Source organism: Allobosea sp. Root381, from assembly GCF_001429395.1.
In the GTDB taxonomy this organism is placed as follows: Bacteria; Pseudomonadota; Alphaproteobacteria; order Rhizobiales; family Beijerinckiaceae; genus Allobosea.
On the sequence record NZ_LMJT01000044.1, the window covers coordinates 119,245 to 135,433 of the forward strand.

The window sequence follows — 16,189 nt, forward strand, 5'->3', positions numbered from 1 at the left end:
ATCGTCCGGCGCCGTCTGACGGCATTCGGAGACGCCATGACCATTCGCGAACAGCTGATCGAGCGCTTCCTGCGCTACGTCGCCATCGAGAGCCAGAGCAATGCCAAGGCGACGACGCTGCCGACCACGCCGGGCCAGCAACGCCTTGCCGAATTGCTCGCCGACGAACTGCGCGCTCTCGGCCTCGACGACATCGTCATCGACCAGCACGCGACCGTCACCGCGCTGAAGCGCGGCACGGTAAAGGGCGCGCCGCGCATCGGCTTCATCGCCCATCTCGACACCGTCGATTCCGGCCTGTCCCCGGTCATCCGCCCGCAGATCCTGCGCTTCGAGGGCAAGGACCTCTGCCTGAACGCGCAGCAGGACATCTGGCTGCGCGTTGCCGAGCATCCCGAGATCCGGCCCTGGGAAGGCGCCGATATCATCTTCGGCGACGGCACCAGCGTGCTCGGCGCCGACAACAAATCCGCAATCGCCATCGTCATGACGCTGCTGGCGACGCTTACGCCGGAGGATCAGCATGGCGACATCCTCGTCGCCTTCGTGCCGGACGAGGAGATCGGGCTCCGCGGCGCCAAGGCGCTCGACCTCGCCCGCTTCGACTGCGATTTCGCCTACACCATCGACAGCTGCGAGGTCGGCGAGGTCGTCATCGAGAACTTCAACGCCGCCGCCGGCGAGCTGGTCTTCACAGGCGTCAGCGCCCATCCGATGTCGGCCAAGGGCGTTCTGGTCAACCCGCTGCTGATGGCGCACGACTACATCACCGCGTTCGACCGCGCCGAGACCCCGGAGCGAACCGAAGGTCGCGAGGGCTATTTCTGGTTCAACGACATCGTCGCCAATACCGGCACGGCGCGGCTCAAGGTAATGATCCGCGAGTTCGACAAGCAGCGTTTCGAGGAGCGCAAGCGCCGTGTCGCCGAGGTCGCGGGTGAGATTGCGGCGCGCTATCCGGCCGGGCGCGTCGAATGCACCGTCACCGACACCTATGGCAACATCTCCGACAGCCTGGGCGATGATCGCCGCTCGGTCGACCTGCTGCTTTCGGCCATGTCGGAATTGAACATCGCGCCGAAGCTGATCCCGATGCGCGGCGGCACGGACGGCGCGGCGCTCTCGGCACGGGGCCTGCCGACGCCCAACTTCTTCACCGGCGCCTATAATTTCCATTCGCGCTTCGAGTTCATGCCGGTCCCGGCCTTCGAGCGCTCCTTCGAGGTCGCGCGCCGGATCTGCGAACTGGCGACCAGAAACCCAGCCTGACGCTGGGCCTTACGCCCGGCGCGCCGTCAGCACGAACATCGGCACGCCGCCGGGATAAGGCGGCGTCGCGAACAGATGCTGCCAGGAACGCGCCTCGCCGAAGCCGGCCTCGCCGAGCATCCGCCGGGTGCCGGGCTCGGTCAGCCCGTCATGCAAAGGCAGACGCGCGGCGAGTTCGGGCGCGTAGGTCGAACGGTATTGCGGCGCGACCGACCAGAGCCCGTCCGAGACCACGACCATCCCGCCCGGCCGCAGGATGCGATGCGCCTGGTGCAGCGCGGCCATCGGCCGCTCCAGCGTCCACAGCACATTGCGGATCGTCACGATGTCGGCCGAGGCCGGCGCGATTTCCGCCTCGTCGATCACGGCTTTCTCGAATTCGACCGCGAGCCCGGCCTCCTGGGAAGCCGCACGCGCGACCGCCAGCATGCCCTCCGAACCGTCATAGCCACGCACGCGATGGCCGAGCGAGGCGGCGATGAGCGCGCAGGCGCCGGTGCCTGTGCCGAGGTCGACGACATCCTTCTGCCCGTCCGCGGCGAAGGCCGCCTGCAACACCTCACGCCATAGCGCGCTCTGCGCGACATGCGAGGCGACGCCGTCGAAATGCGGGGCCCGCGCGCTCCAATAGGCGGTCACGGCCTCCTGCGTCTTCGCTTCCCTCATCGCGGCATGCTCTATTCCGGTGGGTCGATCAGATATTCGATATGGCGGCGGCCCGACGCGCTTTCGCGGATGCTGACCGCCACGCCGAAGACCCGCGCGATCAGATCCTCGGTCAGCACCTCCGGCGGCGCGCCCGAGGCGACCACCTTGCCCTCATGCATCACAGCGATCTCGTCGCAGAACAGCGATGCGAGATTGAGGTCGTGCAAGGCGAGGATGCAGGTGACGCCGAGGCGGCGGATCAGCGCCAGGATCGAGAGCTGGTGCTGGATGTCGAGATGATTGGTCGGCTCGTCCAAGATGAGCTCGCGCGGCTCCTGCGCCAGGGCGCGGGCGATGTGGACGCGCTGGCGCTCGCCGCCGGAGAGCGTGTGCCAGAGCTGATCGTGCCGCTCGCTCATGTCGACGCGCTCGAGCGCGGCCTCGACGGCGGCCTCGTCGGCGACGGTCCAAGAGGCGAGCGCGCCGCGATGCGGCGTCCGCCCGAGCTTGACCACGTCGCAGACCGAGAGCTGCACTTCCGTCGAGGCCTGCTGCTCGACGAAGGCGAGGCGCTTTGCCAGGTCACGCCGCGTCATCGCGGCGAGGTCGCGGTCGTCCAGCGTGACGACGCCGCTCTCGACCTTGCGCAGCCGGCAGAGCAGCCGCAGCAGGCTCGACTTGCCGGAACCGTTCGGCCCGATCAGGCCGAGCACCCGGCCGGGCTCCGCGCGCAACGTCACGCCGTCGACGATCATCCGTCGCTCGGCGCTCCAGCGCACGTCATGGGCCGCGAGCGTCATGTCGGCCGCCTCGCACGGTAGAGGATCAGCGCGAAGGCCGGCGCCCCGAACAGGGCTGTGACCACACCGATCGGCAGGATCTGCTGCGGCACGAGGATGCGCGACAGGATGTCGGCGAGGATCATGAAGACAGCCCCGATGACCAGGCAGGCCGGCAGCAGCCGCGCATGCGCCGTCCCGACGAGGAAGCGCGCCGCATGCGGGATCACGAGCCCGACGAAGCCGACAGTACCGACAATGCTGACCATGGTGGCGGTCATCACAGCCGTCGTCGCGAAGAGGATGATCTTGACCCGCGTCACCGCGACGCCCAGCGAGGCCGCCGCATCCGCGCCGAAGGCGAAGGCGTCGAGCACCTTGGCGTGCAGCATGCAGACGCCGAAGCAGATCAGCGCCACCGGCGTCGCCACCCAGACATCGGGCCAGCGCACCCCGCCGAAATTGCCGAGCAGCCAGAACATCACCCCGCGCGCCTGCTCGGCATTGGCCAGTGTGGTGACGATGGTCGCGGTCGCGGCGTTGAAGAGCTGCGAGCCGGCAACGCCCGCCAGAATGACGCGGTCGCTTGAGCCGCCGGCGCCCGCCGCAAGCAGGGCGACGACGAGCAGCGCCACCACCGCCCCGATGAAGGCCCCGCCCGAGATCGTCAGCACGGCGCCACCGAAACCGAGGATCATCACCGCGACCGCGCCGGTCGAGGCGCCGGCCGAGATGCCGAGAATGTAGGGCTCGGCCAGCGGGTTGCGCAGCAGCGCCTGCAGGATCGCGCCCGACAGGGCGAGCGTCCCCCCGCAGAGCGCTGCCATCAGCGCCCGGCTCAGCCGGTAGTCGAAGATAACGCCCTGCTGAATCGCGCTGACGGGATAGCCGAGGTCGAACAGCCCGTTGCCGAGCGCCTGGAAGGCGGTCGACAGCGGGATGCGCATCTCGCCGATGGTCACGGCGAGCGTGATCGCGGTGACGAGCGCCAGCAGCGCCACCAGCGCGATCGCGATGCGCGCCGGCCAGTTGGGCTCTATCGGTGCGTGGCTCACGCCGTAGCTCTCGTCCGGCGTGGTTCGCCCGCGCTCACTTGGCGAGCCCGAAGCTCTTGATGCCGCTCGCCAGCGCCTCGATGCCGTCGATCGTGTCGAGGCCGGCGCGCGTCGCTCCCACCTCCATCACGACGATCCGGCCCTCCCGAACCGCGTCGAGCTTGCTCGCCACCGCATCGGTCTTGAGGAAGTTCAGCTTCAGATCGATGTCGTCGGCCGGAAAGCGGCGCCGGTCCATCTTGACCACCACGATCACGGCCGGATTGGCGACGGCGACCGTCTCCCAGCCGACCAGCGGCCACTCCTCATTGGTGGTGATGATGTTGCGGGCCCCGAGCTTGGCCAGGATATAGGCCGGCACGCCGTTCTTTCCGGCGAGGAAGGCGTCGCCCTTCACATCCTTGCTGGAGAACCAGACCACGACCGGAACATCCTTGGCGGCGGCGCCTGCGATTGAGGCGACCGCCTTGTCCTCGCGCGCCTTGAGCTCCGCGACCAGCGCCTCGGCGCGCGCGGAGACATCGAAGATCTGTCCGAACTCGCGGATGTTGCGATAGACCAGTTCCATCGAGAACATCTGCGTGCGCACGCCGTCGCCCGCACCCGTATTGTCCTTGCCGACGCAATCGGTTGGCGAGACATAGGCCGGCACCTTCAGCCGGGTGAACTGGTCGCGCTTGCCGACGATGCCGTTGGGGCCGACATGCCACTCGAACATCGCCGTCACGAGGTCGGGCTCCTGCGCCACGACCGCCTCGAAGCTCGGATCGTTGTCGGCGAGACGCTTCACACCGGCATTCACCGCCCCGAAGCGCTTCGCCACCGGGCTGAACCAGACCGCCGTGCCCACTACGCGGTCACCGAGACCGAGCGCATAGAGGATTTCGGTCTGGGTCTGGCCGATCGCGACGACGCGCTTTGGCGCCTTTTCGAAGGTGACCTGGTGCCCGCAGTTCTCGACCGTCAGCGGATAGCGCGTCGCTTCGGCCTGGGCCGTGGCCATGCCGGCCGTCATGAGCGTCAGGACAAGCGCCAGACTGCGCAGGGCGTTACGGAGAAGGCCGGTCGGTCGGGGCATGGTGAAATCCTGCTGGCAGAGAACCTCCGCGCCGGAGCGCTTCGGCGTCGGCACGCTTGATACATGATATGTAATAACGTTACAATTTCTTGCATCAAGGACATTCGCCGCTGGACTGCCGGTATGATGGGCGTCGGAGGGAATGGTTTGAGCCGTCGTCTGTTTCATCGCTTACCCCGTGACGAAGGGCGGGACATGCGACGGACGCGCGCGAGGAGCATGCTGGATGAGCAGCGGCCCGGTTGCGCACGACCGCTCGGGACACCCCGCCCGAAGGACCGTTCAGTCGATCAGGGCAGGTCTCCTGGCTCGCGGGTCGACGCCAACTCCGCCCGGCCTTCCCGGCGCGGGCGCGCCAGTGGACGATGGGTGGAAAGCTCGCCGCTTACAGTTGCGGGGGCAGCTTCGGCATCGGCGTGGAACGCCTCACCGAATTCCCTCTTAGCCACAGCCGGAACCCGGCCGCGGAACCTTGATCGGCGGGCACGATAGAGCGCGCGACCCTATCGTCAAGCCTGCATGGCTATTGGACTGCAGGTAACGAAACAAAGCCGAAGAGGAATGGCGCGCGGGAGAGCAAAGCTTCGAGGCGGCCGAGCGCCTACAGGCCCTTCATCCGTATCTGGTTAGGTCCGCTCAGGCCTGGCTCAATGCCGTGTGCCGGTGCTGAAGGCACCGACGCGCAGCTTGTCCGGCAGTGCTTCGGCGAAGACGGCGGTTGCCTCCTCGCCATAGGTCTCGACCAGCGTCCTGAAGGCGGCGAAGAGCGCGGCATGGGCCAGCGCATCGCTGTCGAGCCCGTCCTGCTGCGCCTCGACGAAAGCGTCCTCGACATAGCCATAGGCCACGCGGCGCGCGTCATGGCTCTCCTCTGCGAGGTTCAGGTCAAGCGTCAGGTCGTCGGGGCTGATGGACATGAAGGCGAGGACTCTGCGGCTTTGCTTGCTGGACTTGGTGTCGCGAATTCTGTTGCCTGCAACGAATCGCGCCAGTTTCGGCCCGCTTCGCAACGCCTGAAACATAGGCCGTGCCAGAGCGGCACGCTACCACGCCCTTTAGGAAAGGTTAACGCGGTCGAACGAATCGCACAGGAAATCGCAGATCGCCGCGCCCTGTCACCTATCCGCCATAGCGCCCGGCCAGCGCCCGGGAGAGGCGCTCGCCCTCCCCGGCCAGGCGCCGCGAAGCCTCCTGGCTTCCGTCGCTGCAGGAGCGATGCGTCACCGAATAGGCGCGGAAGCCGCGGTTATAGGCGCTCGTCAGGCGCTCCCGCCGCACCGGCGTCCGGCCCTCTGCCTCAACCAGCGCGGTCATGCGATTGCGCCAGTCCTGCGCCTCCTTGCCGGCGCAGAGCGTGCGCAGATAGGCGAGCGCGCCCATGATCTCGGCGAGCTTCAGGAGTTGCGGCTCGTAGGGCGGCGCTGGCGGCTCGGGCGCGGGGGCAGGCTCCGCCGGCTTCACTGCGGCCGGCGGACGCTGCTGCGCCAGGCCGGCACCGGCTGGCAAGGCCATCAGCAGGGCCAGCAGCCACGGCGCGGCGCGCATCATCCGCCCGCTCCGGCCTCGATCAGGATGCCACGGGCGCGACGCAGCACATCCGCCAGTTCGCGCGTGGTCGCGAGCCCCCCGAGCTTCAGCGGGTCGGACCACATCACCGCTCCCGCCTCGGGCCCAGGCTTCGGCTCACCGGAAAGCCATTCGCCGACGAAGGAGGCGACGACGAAGTGATGCGTGACCTCGCCCGCGGCATTGCGCCCGAAGATCTCGACATGGCGATTGAAGCCGATGATTCGCGCGGTGACACCGACCTCCTCGTCGAGCTCGCGAAGCGCCGCCTGCTCCAGTGTCTCGCCGGCCTCGACCTTGCCACCGGGCAGCGACCAGAGCTGGTCGGCCGGCGGCTTGGTGCGCGTCGCGAGCAACACCTTGCCGTCGCGGAACACGGCGACCGACGCCGCCAGCACGGGCCGCGCCGGCGCCTTGCCCGCAGCCGGAAAGCGGATGACCTGCCCGCCCTCGCCGCTCATCGGCGGCTCCTGATCATACGTGCTGCCCGCCATTGATGTGCAGTTCCGCGCCGGTGACGTAGCTCGACGCATCCGTGCAGAGGAAATAGATCGCGCGGGCGACCTCCTCCGTCTTGCCGAGGCGGCCCATCGGCAGTGTCGCGACGATCTTCTCGGTGCCCGGAGACAGGATCGCCGTGTCGATCTCGCCGGGCGAGATCGAATTGACCCGGATTCCGAGCTTGCCGAAATCGGAGGCCATCTCGCGCGTCAGGCTGGCGAGCGCCGCCTTCGAGGTCGCATAGGCCGCCCCCGCGAAGGGATGCACCCGCGAGCCGGCGATCGAGGTGACGTTGACGATGGTGCCCTGGGCCGCCGTCAGTTCGTCGAGCAGGCCGCGCGCCAGCATGATCGGCGCGAAGAAATTGACCTGGAAGACCTTGTGCCAATCATTGAACGAGGTCGTCGCCGCGCCGAGCCGGGCGCCGTCCTGCCCCTTCGGCGAGATGCCGGCATTGTTGACCAGCGCGTTCAGCTTGCCGCCCTCGGCCGCGAGCCGACGCTTGATCTCGGCGATGCCGCGCATCGTGTCCTCGGGGTCGCCGAGATCGATCTGAACATGGTCGTCGGCGCCCGACGGCCAGGGGCACTTGTCGGAGAAGGCCTGCCGCGAGCAGGACAGGATCCGCCAGCCCGCCATGGCGAACTGCATCACGGTGGCGTGGCCGATGCCACGACTGGCACCGGTCAGCAGCATCACCGGGCGCTTGCCGGGCTCGGTCTTCGGAAAATCGAATTTGGGCATAGCCATGTGGCTCGGATCCTCAAGGGTAAAGGCGAGTGCGCGCCCAGGGCTCGCCGGCGGAAGTCCGCCGGAAGACGACGCGGTCATGCAGGCGGAAGGCGCCGTCCTTCCAGAACTCCAGATAGACCGGCATGATGCGGAACCCCGTCCAGTGCGGCGGCCGCGGAATCGTGCCCAGGCCGAACTTGGCGGCGTGGACCGCAACCGCCTTCTCGAGGGCGAAGCGGCTTTCGAGCGGGCGTGACTGCTGCGACGCCCACGCGCCGATGCGGCTGTCGCGCGGGCGGGACTGGAAATAGGCGTCGGCCATCTCGTCGCTGACGATCGAAACCTCGCCGCGGATGCGGACCTGGCGGCGCAGGCTCTTCCAGTGGAACAGCGCCGCCGCCTTCGGCTGGCCGAGGAGCTCCTGGCCCTTCTGGCTCTGGGTGTTGGTGTAGAAGACGAAATCCTCGCCGTCGCGGCCGTTCAGCAGCACCATGCGGCTGTTGGGCATGCCCTCGGCATCGACCGTCGAGAGGGCCATGGCGTGGGGGTCGTTGGGCTCGCTCGCCCTGGCCTCGTCGAACCATTCCTGAAACAGCGCGAATGGGTCCTGCTGCTGCGTGAAGTCACCGCTCGTTAACCGATCCACGTGTCTAATCCTCGATGATGCTGGGTTATGCGTCGGGCGAGCGCGAGCGGTGATTTTGGTCAGGTCAGGTTGTCTATATAGGACAGCGGCGGGAGCGTTCCAAAGCCTTCCGCAGCGCGCTCCGGCCATGCACAGGTTCGCTGTCGCAGGCGCCGTCCTCCTCGGCCTGGCGAGCGCCGGATGCTCCGTCTCCTTTCCCATTCTCGGCCTGTCCAGCAAGGCCGAGGACGAGGTCGCCACGACGTCTTCGGTGCTGCCTGCGCGCGGCTCCTCGAGGCCGGGCGCCCTCGCCTCCCTGGCCTCCGAGCTCGGCCCGGAGGATCTGCGGCGCGCCGACGGCGCGATGGCGGTCGCGCTCGATCCGCAGGGCAATGGCGCAGCCGTCTCCTGGGACAACCCCCTGACCGGCGTGAAGGGCTCCTTTACCCCTGTCGGCGGCCCCTTCCTGCGCACCGATGAGATCTGCCGCGCCTTCATCGCCAATGTGCAGACGCAAACCAAACCCGCCAAGCTGCAAGGCACGGCCTGCCGGCCCTCGGGCGGAGAGTGGAGCGTCAAGGACATCGAGCCCTGGAAGGGCACGAGCTGACCGCGCCAAAACCTGCGGGCTGGATGTTGCGCTGAGGCCACACTGTTCCCAGATTAGGGTTAGAGTATCAAGCTGGCCCGGTGCCCGTACCGGCCGGCCCGTCAGTGTTGCCAATTGGGGTTCATGAATGCGCGACCCGTATCAGGTTCTGGGCGTCGCCCGCGCGGCGAGCGAAGCCGAGATCAAGAAGGCCTATCGCCGCCGCGCCAAGGATCTGCATCCGGACCGGAACCGGGAGGATCCCAAGGCGCAGGATCGCTTCTCCGAACTCAATTGCGCCTATGAGATCATCGGAGACGAGACCAAGCGCAAGCAGTTCGACCGCGGCGAGATCGATGCCGACGGCAAGCCCAAATTCCAGGGCTTCGAGGGCATGGGCGCCGGGCGCGGCGGCCGCGCCGGCGGCTTCGAGTTCAATTTCGGCCAGGGCGGCGGCAGTGCTGGCGGCGGCGCCGGCGCGGGCTTCGACCCGTCCGACATCTTCGGCTCGCTCTTCGGCGATGCCGCACGACGCGCCGGCAAGGCCCGGGCCGAACAGCAGAAGCCGCCGGAGCAGAGTTTCACGCTGGAGGTGACGCTGGCACAGGCGGTTGCAGGCGCGACGCGCCGCGTCCGCCTGCCCGGCGGGCGCGAAGTCGAGGTCACGATTCCAGAAGGCGTCGCCGACGGCAAGGTGATGCGCCTGCGCGGCCTCGGCCAGACCGACCCATATTCGGGCCAGGCCGGCGACGTGCTGATGACCATCAAGGTCAAGCCCGACTCCCGCTTCACCGTCGACGGCGACGACCTGCGCACGCGCGTCGCGGTTCCGCTGTCGCGGGCGGTACTGGGTGGGCCGCTGCATGTGCCGACGCTGACCGGCGCCGTCGAGATGAAGATCCCGCCGCTGACCGGCACCGCCAAATCCTTCCGCCTGCGCGGCAAGGGGCTGAAGGGCGAAGGCGGCAAGGTCGGCGATCTCTTCGTCTCGATCGACATCGAGATGCCGCAGACGGACGCCGAGTTGACGGCCCTGATGAAGGCGCGGGCGGAGTAGGCATTCGGCGCAAGCAGGTTCGCCACGCGCGCGCCGGAGCACGCCACCGGCAAATCCGGTTTCCACTTCAGGCGTCATGTTCTAAGAGACCCGCTCCCCTTTTTCAGTTTGCGGGTCCGAGATGCCTGATTCCACTGCCGTTGCCCGGCCGAGCGCCAATCTCCTCAAGGGCAAGCGCGGCCTCGTCATGGGCGTCGCCAACAACCGCTCGATCGCCTGGGGCATCGCCAAGGCCGCTGCCGATGCCGGCGCCGAGCTCGCCTTCACCTATCAGGGCGAAGCGCTGAAGAAGCGTGTCGAGCCGCTGGCTCAGCAGCTCGGCGGCCATGTCGTCGGCCATTGCGACGTTACCGACGGCGCGTCGATCGACGCCGTCTTCGCCGAGGTCGAGAAGCTCTGGGGCAAGCTCGACTTCGTCGTCCACTGCATCGCCTTCTCCGACAAGGACGAGCTCACCGGCCGCTATGTCGAGACCAGCGAGGCGAACTTCACCAAGTCGCTGCTGATTTCCTGCTACTCCTTCACCGCCGTCACCCAGCGCGCCGAGAAGCTGATGACGGATGGCGGCGCCATGCTGACGCTGACCTATTACGGCGCCGAGAAGTGGATGCCGCACTACAACGTCATGGGCGTCGCCAAGGCCGCACTCGAGTCGAGCGTGCAGTATCTCGCCGCCGATCTCGGCCCCTCGAAGATCCGCGTCAACGCGATCTCGGCCGGCCCGATCAAGACGCTCGCCGCCTCCGGCATCGGCGACTTCCGCTACATCCTGCGCTGGAACGAGTACAACTCGCCGCTGCGCCGCACCGTCACGATCGAGGAGGTCGGCGAGACCGCGGTGTTCCTCGTCTCCGACATGTCGCGCGGCATCACTGGCGAGATTCTGCATGTCGACGCCGGCTACCATGTCGTCGGCATGAAGGTGCCGACCGCACCCGACATCACGCTCGACAAGGCCGAGTAAGCTAGCCTTTCAGCAGCACGTTCAGACGGTCCGTCGCGACAGCATCGCGGCGGACCTTTTCGTTTGCGACAGCCGCGAAAAGGGTTGCGACAGAGCTGCCACCAATCACCCGCTCCGGTGCGATCTCTGCCAGTGGCGCCAGCACGAAGGCTCGCTCGGCAATGCGCGGATGCGGGATCTGCAGGCCCGGCTCGTCGATCGTCTCGTCGTCATAGGCCAGGATGTCGATATCGATCGTGCGCGGTCCCCAGCGCTCGCGCCGCTCTCGCCCGCCCTCGCGCTCGATCTCGAGACAAAGCGCGAGAAGCGCCCGCGCCGGGAGGCTCGTCTCGATCAGCACGGCCATGTTAAGGAATTCGGGCTGGTCGAGCTTGCCCCAGGGCGCAGTCCGGTAGACGCTGGACGGGCGCAGCGCGGACACCTCGGCATGCTGGGAAAGCCGACGCAGCGCCGCCGCAAAGCCGGCCACGGGGTCGCCGAGATTGCCGCCGAGCCCGAGCGCGGCCTCAACCGTCACGCCGGTAGTCCAGCTTGATCCCGACACTGGCGAGCGTCGCATGGATCGGCGGCGCCGGCTTGCGCAGCGTGATCTCGACCCGCGTGACTGGCGGGAAGCCGTCGAGCACCGCGAGCGCTACGGCCCGCGCCGCAGCTTCCAGCAGATTGAAACGCTTCGCCGTGAAGGCTTCCGTGACGACGCCGACGACCGCGCCATAGTCCACGGTGTCGGCGAGCGCATCGCTGATCGCTGACGCCCTCAGATCCGTTTCAAGCAGGAGATCGAGCACGAAGCGCTGCCCCAGCCGCTCCTCCTCGGCGAAAAAGCCGTGATAGGCGTAGATGTCGAGCTTCTCGATCAGGATGGTGCCGGTTGCGCTCACGAGGTGGGCTCCGAAGGCTGTGAGATGGCAGCCCAGACCTTGAACGCCTGCGCATGCTCGGCGACGTCATGGGCACGGATGATCGCTGCGCCCTGCGTCGCGCCGTAGAGATGGGCGGCGACGCTGCCGGCAACGCGATCGGCCGGTACGCTCTGGCCGGTGATGCCGCCGATCACCGATTTGCGCGAGGCGCCGAGCAGGATCGGACAGCCGAGCTCCTTCAACCTGGCCAGCTGGCGGATCAGCAGCAGCGATTGCTCCGCCGTCTTGCCGAAGAGGCCAATACCCGGATCGACGACGATCTGGCTGCGCGGCACCCCCGCCGCGAGCGCAATCCCGATCGAGCGCTCGAGGAAGCGCAGCACGTCCGAGAGAATGTCGAGCGCCGGATCGATCGTCTCGCGGTTATGCATCAGGATGATCGGCGCGCCGTGCCGTGCCGCGACGCCCGCGATGGCCGGATCGCGCTGCGCGCCCCAGACGTCGTTGACGATCGCAGCGCCCGCGACGAGCGCCGCCTCCGCCACCTCCGACTTCCAGCTGTCGATGGAGAGTGGCACGCCGGACCTTGCGCGCAAGCCTTCGATCACCGGCAGCACGCGGGCAAGCTCGGTCGCGGCATCGACTGCTCCGTGCCCGGGCCGGGTCGATTCGCCGCCGATATCGATGATGTCGGCGCCATCCGCGACGAGCTTCACACCATGCGCGATCGCCCCTTCGGAGTCGCGCAGCATGCCGCCATCCGAGAACGAATCCGGCGTGATGTTGACGATCCCCATCAGCAGGGGACCGGCATCGAGATCGAGGCTGCGCCCATCGGGCAAGGTGAGAGCCGCAGGCATAGGGGACCATCGTAAAGGGCGAAGAGCCGCCTATAGACCGCTGCAGCGCAACAGGCCATTGGAAACGACGGCACCGCCATGGTCGCGGCGCATGCCCCCGATCCAGAGCAATCCTTTGACGCCGCGGCGGACAGCGTGCAGAAGCCGGGTCATGCTACCGCTGACCCTGCCTCACCGCCTCATCCTCATTCGCCATGGCGAAACGGACTGGAATCGCGAAGGCCGGCTACAGGGCGGCCAGGACATCCCCCTCAACGAGCTCGGCCGCCGACAGGCCGCCGAGGCGGCGGAGCGGCTGCGCAAGCTGGCACCAGGCTTCGCCGCGCTCGACTTCGTCGGTTCGCCGATGCACCGCGCCCGGGAGACGATGGACATCCTGCGCGCCGAGCTTGCCCTTGCGCCCGGCGCCTATCGCATGGACGACCGGCTGAAGGAGCTCACCTTCGGCACCTGGGAAGGCTTCACCTGGCGCGACATCCGCAAGGCCGAGCGCGAGCAGGCGCAGCTGCGCGAACGCGACAAATGGAGCTTCGTGCCGCCCGGCGGCGAGAGCTACGCGATGCTCGCCGAGCGCGTCCGCCCGGTGCTGGAAGAGCTGCCGGGCGAAACCGTCATCGTCAGCCATGGCGGCGTCGCCCGCGCGATCCTGGCGCTGGTCGGCGCCGTGCCGCCGCAGAAGGCCTCGATGGTCGAGATCTGGCAGGGCAAGATCCTGACCGTCACCGGCAACAAGGCCGACTGGGTCTAGGCCTCGGCGTCATTGCGAGGAGCGTCAGCGACGAAGCAATCCAGGGGCGGTAGAGCTCTACGCCCCCCTGGATTGCTTCGCTACGCTCGCAATGACGGCCAATCGGTCGCGCCACCGATCAACTCGTCTCACTCCAGCGGCTGCGTATCCGCGATCTCGATGCCGAAACCGCTCAGCCCGACGAAAGAGCGGGCCGAGGAGGCGAGGTTGACGATAGAGCTAACGCCGAGATCGCGCAGGATCTGCGCGCCGAGGCCGACCTCGCGCCATTCCTGCGAGCGCAGAGCGTCCGCGCCCTCCTCGATGCTCTTGATCGGCACGCCGGCCGAGCCGTCCCGGAGATAGATCAGCACGCCGCGGCCATCGGCCTGGAAGCGCTTGAGCGCGCACTGGATCGCAGCTGCCCCACCGAGCACGTCCGAGACGACGTCGGCCCGGTGTAGGCGCGCCGGAACCCTCTCGCCGTCGCCGATCTTGCCCATCACGAAAGCGAAGTGCTGGGTGTCCTCGAAGGGCGTGATGTAGACATGCCCCGTCATCTCGCCGAAGGCGGTCTTGACCGGGAAGGAATGCACCCGTTCGACCAGCTTCTCGCGCGACTGGCGATAGGCGATCAGGTCGGCGACCGTGATCTGCTTGAGCCCGTGCTTCTCGGCGAAGGCCGCGATCTGCGGACCCTTCATCACCGTGCCGTCGTCATTGGCGAGTTCGCAGATCACGCCGACCGGCGGCAGTTCGGCGAGCTTGCAGAGATCGACGGCAGCCTCGGTATGGCCCGAGCGCATCAGCACGCCGCCATCCTTGGCGATCAGCGGGAACACATGCCCCGGCCGGACGAAATCGCCCGCGCCCATATTGCCATTGGCGAGCGCGCGCACCGTGTTGCAGCGCTGCTCGGCCGAGATGCCGGTGGTCAGTCCGTGCTTGACGTCGACGGTGATGGTGAAGGCGGTGCCGAGCGGTGCGTCGTTCGACGATACCATCGGGTCAAGCCGCAGGCGTCGTGCCTCACCGGAGGTCAGCGGCGCGCAGACGATGCCGCAGGTGTTGCGGATGATGAAGGCCATCTTTTCCGGCGTGCAGAGCGAGGCAGCGACGATGAGATCGCCCTCGTTCTCGCGATCGTCGTCATCGGTTACGATGACGATCTCGCCGCGGGCGAAGGCCTCGATGGTGGCGGTGACATTGGACATGGCTGCCTCGCGTGGCCGCGGCCCGGACAGGCCGAGGAAATCATTGGGGGTGACGGCGCCGCCGGTCGCGGCCGCGATGCGCTCGGCGCTTTCGCGCGAGATCCAGGCGCTCTGGTCGTTGCAGAGCGCGGTCACGCTGGCCGGCGACAGACCGACCTGCTTGGCGAAGGCGCTACGCGCGATCCGGTGCCGGGAGAGATAGGCGTCGAGCTTCATGCGCCCAAGCTAATACGGCAACATTTCATCCGCAATGAATGAATGAAACATTTTCAGTATTACTGAAAAACAGGCTCCGCCGCGCCGTCATGCTCGGGCTTGCCCCGAGCATCTCATGACGAAGAGGCTCCCATACCGAAGCCCTTTCCGCCCGGAGATTCTCGGATCTGCGCTCGCTTCGCCCGAGAATGACGGACTACCTCACTCCTGGAACGGCCAGCGCGGCTCCACCACCCCGACCTGCGCCCGGTGCCGCAAATACTGGTCCGCCAGGACGCAGGCGACCATCGCCTCGCCCACGGGCACGGCACGGATGCCGACGCAGGGGTCGTGCCGGCCCTTGGTGAACATCTCCGCCTCGCCGCCGCTGCGGGTCACGGTCGCGCGCGTGGCCAGGATCGAGGAGGTCGGCTTCACCGCGAAGCGCGCGACGATGGCCTGCCCCGTCGAGATGCCGCCGAGGACGCCGCCGGCATGGTTCGACAGGAAGAGCGGCTTGCCGTCATTGCCGGACCGCATCTCGTCGGCGTTCTCCTCGCCCGACAGTTCCGCCGCCCCGAAGCCGTCGCCAATCTCGACGCCCTTCACCGCGTTGATGCTCATCAGGGCGGACGCGAGTTCGGCATCCAGCTTGGCATAGATCGGCGCCCCTAACCCGGCCGGAACGCCCTCCGCCACGATCTCCAGCACCGCCCCGATCGAGGAACCGGATTTGCGCACGCCGTCGAGATAGCCCTCGAAGAACTGCGCCGCCTTCGCATCCGGGCAGAAGAACGGATTGCGGCCGACCTCGTCCCAGTCCCAGTTGTTCCGGTCGATCTTGTGCGGCCCCATCTGCACCAGCGCCCCGCGCACGATCATGCCCGGCACGACCTTGCGGGCAATGGCGCCGGCCGCAACCCGCATCGCCGTCTCGCGGGCCGAGGAGCGCCCACCGCCGCGATAGTCGCGGATGCCGTATTTCACGTCATAGGTGAAATCGGCATGGCCGGGCCGGTACTTGTCCTTGATGTCCGAATAGTCCTTCGAACGCTGGTCGACATTGTCGATCATCAGCCCGATCGACGTCCCGGTCGTCACCTGAACGCCGTCGCTCTCGCGCGCGAACACCCCCGACACGATGCGGACCTGGTCCGGCTCCTGCCGCTGCGTGGTGAAGCGCGACTGCCCGGGCCGGCGCCGGTCGAGATCGCCCTGGATGTCGGCTTCCGTCAGGGGCAGCAAGGGCGGGCAGCCATCGACGACGCAGCCAATGGCAGGGCCATGGCTCTCGCCGAAGGTGGTAACGCGGAAGAGGTGACCGAAGCTGTTGTGGGACATGATGAGCCTGAGCCGCAGAAGTGCAGGCTTTTAGGCGGGATTGCGCCGAGGCGAAAGCCCGGACCAGCCACGCTTGCCAGGCCGGGACGAGCGTCACATATTATGACCAGTTTTCTGGTCATGGAG

Annotated in this window: 19 protein-coding genes and 1 riboswitch; of the genes, 5 read left to right on the top strand and 14 right to left on the bottom strand. The window is 67.6% G+C overall.

Annotated features, from left to right (window positions below; all coding sequences use genetic code 11):
• The first annotated feature begins 36 nt into the window (after nt 1-36).
• Nucleotides 37-1,269 (top strand): peptidase T, encoded by a 1,233-nt coding sequence (gene pepT / locus ASE63_RS25445; protein WP_056808324.1) that lies wholly within the window; start codon nt 37-39, stop codon nt 1,267-1,269.
• Between the two features lie 9 nt (nt 1,270-1,278).
• On the opposite strand, the gene ASE63_RS25450 is transcribed toward pepT, so the two are convergent.
• The 9 genes from ASE63_RS25450 to pdxH all read right to left on the bottom strand — a co-directional run bounded on the left by ASE63_RS25450 (nt 1,279) and on the right by pdxH (nt 8,274).
• Entirely contained in the window at nt 1,279-1,935 is a 657-nt protein-coding gene (locus ASE63_RS25450; RefSeq protein ID WP_056808325.1) for a class I SAM-dependent methyltransferase, read from the bottom strand.
• A gap of 11 nt (nt 1,936-1,946) precedes the next feature.
• Nucleotides 1,947-2,717 carry an ABC transporter ATP-binding protein gene (locus ASE63_RS25455; protein ID WP_056808328.1) on the bottom strand — a complete coding sequence of 257 codons (771 nt, stop codon included), beginning with the start codon at nt 2,715-2,717 and terminating at the stop codon, nt 1,947-1,949.
• On the bottom strand, nt 2,714-3,751 hold the full coding sequence (locus ASE63_RS25460; RefSeq protein WP_056808330.1) for an iron ABC transporter permease: 1,038 nt from the start codon (nt 3,749-3,751) through the stop codon (nt 2,714-2,716). Before ASE63_RS25460 ends, ASE63_RS25455 begins: the two co-directional genes overlap by 4 nt.
• A gap of 34 nt (nt 3,752-3,785) precedes the next feature.
• Entirely contained in the window at nt 3,786-4,766 is a 981-nt protein-coding gene (locus ASE63_RS25465; RefSeq protein ID WP_156410615.1) for an ABC transporter substrate-binding protein, read from the bottom strand.
• 339 nt (nt 4,767-5,105) lie between these two features.
• Nucleotides 5,106-5,306, bottom strand: a riboswitch (cobalamin riboswitch).
• 170 nt (nt 5,307-5,476) lie between these two features.
• Nucleotides 5,477-5,746 (bottom strand): hypothetical protein, encoded by a 270-nt coding sequence (locus ASE63_RS25470; protein WP_056808408.1) that lies wholly within the window; start codon nt 5,744-5,746, stop codon nt 5,477-5,479.
• A 202-nt stretch (nt 5,747-5,948) separates the two neighbouring features.
• Nucleotides 5,949-6,377: a TIGR02301 family protein gene (locus ASE63_RS25475; RefSeq protein WP_244491596.1), complete on the bottom strand. Its 429-nt coding sequence runs from the start codon at nt 6,375-6,377 to the stop codon at nt 5,949-5,951.
• A complete protein-coding gene (locus ASE63_RS25480) occupies nt 6,374-6,856 on the bottom strand; it encodes an NUDIX hydrolase (RefSeq protein WP_056808412.1) in 483 nt (160 codons plus the stop codon). The genes ASE63_RS25475 and ASE63_RS25480 overlap by 4 nt, the downstream gene beginning before the upstream one ends.
• A gap of 13 nt (nt 6,857-6,869) precedes the next feature.
• Entirely contained in the window at nt 6,870-7,646 is a 777-nt protein-coding gene (locus tag ASE63_RS25485; RefSeq protein ID WP_244491598.1) for an SDR family oxidoreductase, read from the bottom strand.
• Between the two features lie 13 nt (nt 7,647-7,659).
• The gene (gene pdxH, locus ASE63_RS25490) at nt 7,660-8,274 is read right to left on the bottom strand and encodes a pyridoxamine 5'-phosphate oxidase (protein ID WP_056808332.1); all 615 of its coding nucleotides are present in this window, start codon (nt 8,272-8,274) and stop codon (nt 7,660-7,662) included.
• A 127-nt stretch (nt 8,275-8,401) separates the two neighbouring features.
• Here pdxH and ASE63_RS25495 point away from each other — a divergent pair, with 127 nt between their 5' ends.
• The 3 genes from ASE63_RS25495 to fabI all read left to right on the top strand — a co-directional run bounded on the left by ASE63_RS25495 (nt 8,402) and on the right by fabI (nt 10,863).
• On the top strand, nt 8,402-8,863 hold the full coding sequence (locus tag ASE63_RS25495; protein ID WP_056808334.1) for an RT0821/Lpp0805 family surface protein: 462 nt from the start codon (nt 8,402-8,404) through the stop codon (nt 8,861-8,863).
• A 127-nt stretch (nt 8,864-8,990) separates the two neighbouring features.
• Entirely contained in the window at nt 8,991-9,899 is a 909-nt protein-coding gene (locus ASE63_RS25500; RefSeq protein ID WP_056808335.1) for a DnaJ C-terminal domain-containing protein, read from the top strand.
• 121 nt (nt 9,900-10,020) lie between these two features.
• Nucleotides 10,021-10,863 (top strand): enoyl-ACP reductase FabI, encoded by an 843-nt coding sequence (gene fabI / locus ASE63_RS25505; RefSeq protein WP_056808337.1) that lies wholly within the window; start codon nt 10,021-10,023, stop codon nt 10,861-10,863.
• Nucleotide 10,864: 1 nt separating this feature from the next.
• Here the strand turns inward: fabI and folK are convergent, their stop codons facing one another.
• From folK to folP, 3 genes are read right to left on the bottom strand one after another with little or no spacing between them, the layout of a single operon-like run.
• Nucleotides 10,865-11,380: a 2-amino-4-hydroxy-6-hydroxymethyldihydropteridine diphosphokinase gene (gene folK, locus ASE63_RS25510; RefSeq protein ID WP_244491599.1), complete on the bottom strand. Its 516-nt coding sequence runs from the start codon at nt 11,378-11,380 to the stop codon at nt 10,865-10,867.
• Entirely contained in the window at nt 11,370-11,744 is a 375-nt protein-coding gene (gene folB / locus ASE63_RS25515; protein ID WP_056808341.1) for a dihydroneopterin aldolase, read from the bottom strand. Before folB ends, folK begins: the two co-directional genes overlap by 11 nt.
• Entirely contained in the window at nt 11,741-12,586 is an 846-nt protein-coding gene (folP, locus tag ASE63_RS25520; RefSeq protein ID WP_056808343.1) for a dihydropteroate synthase, read from the bottom strand. The genes folB and folP overlap by 4 nt, the downstream gene beginning before the upstream one ends.
• 151 nt (nt 12,587-12,737) lie before the next feature.
• Here folP and ASE63_RS25525 point away from each other — a divergent pair, with 151 nt between their 5' ends.
• Nucleotides 12,738-13,334, top strand: coding sequence for a histidine phosphatase family protein (locus tag ASE63_RS25525; protein WP_156410606.1), 597 nt, complete (start codon nt 12,738-12,740; stop codon nt 13,332-13,334).
• Between the two features lie 128 nt (nt 13,335-13,462).
• Here the strand turns inward: ASE63_RS25525 and ribB are convergent, their stop codons facing one another.
• Both ribB and aroC read right to left on the bottom strand, forming a co-directional pair.
• Entirely contained in the window at nt 13,463-14,743 is a 1,281-nt protein-coding gene (ribB, locus tag ASE63_RS25530) for a 3,4-dihydroxy-2-butanone-4-phosphate synthase (protein WP_082610298.1), read from the bottom strand.
• A gap of 201 nt (nt 14,744-14,944) precedes the next feature.
• Nucleotides 14,945-16,063, bottom strand: a complete 1,119-nt coding sequence (gene aroC / locus ASE63_RS25535; protein WP_056808345.1) for a chorismate synthase — start codon at nt 16,061-16,063, stop codon at nt 14,945-14,947.
• Nucleotides 16,064-16,189 lie beyond the last annotated feature (126 nt).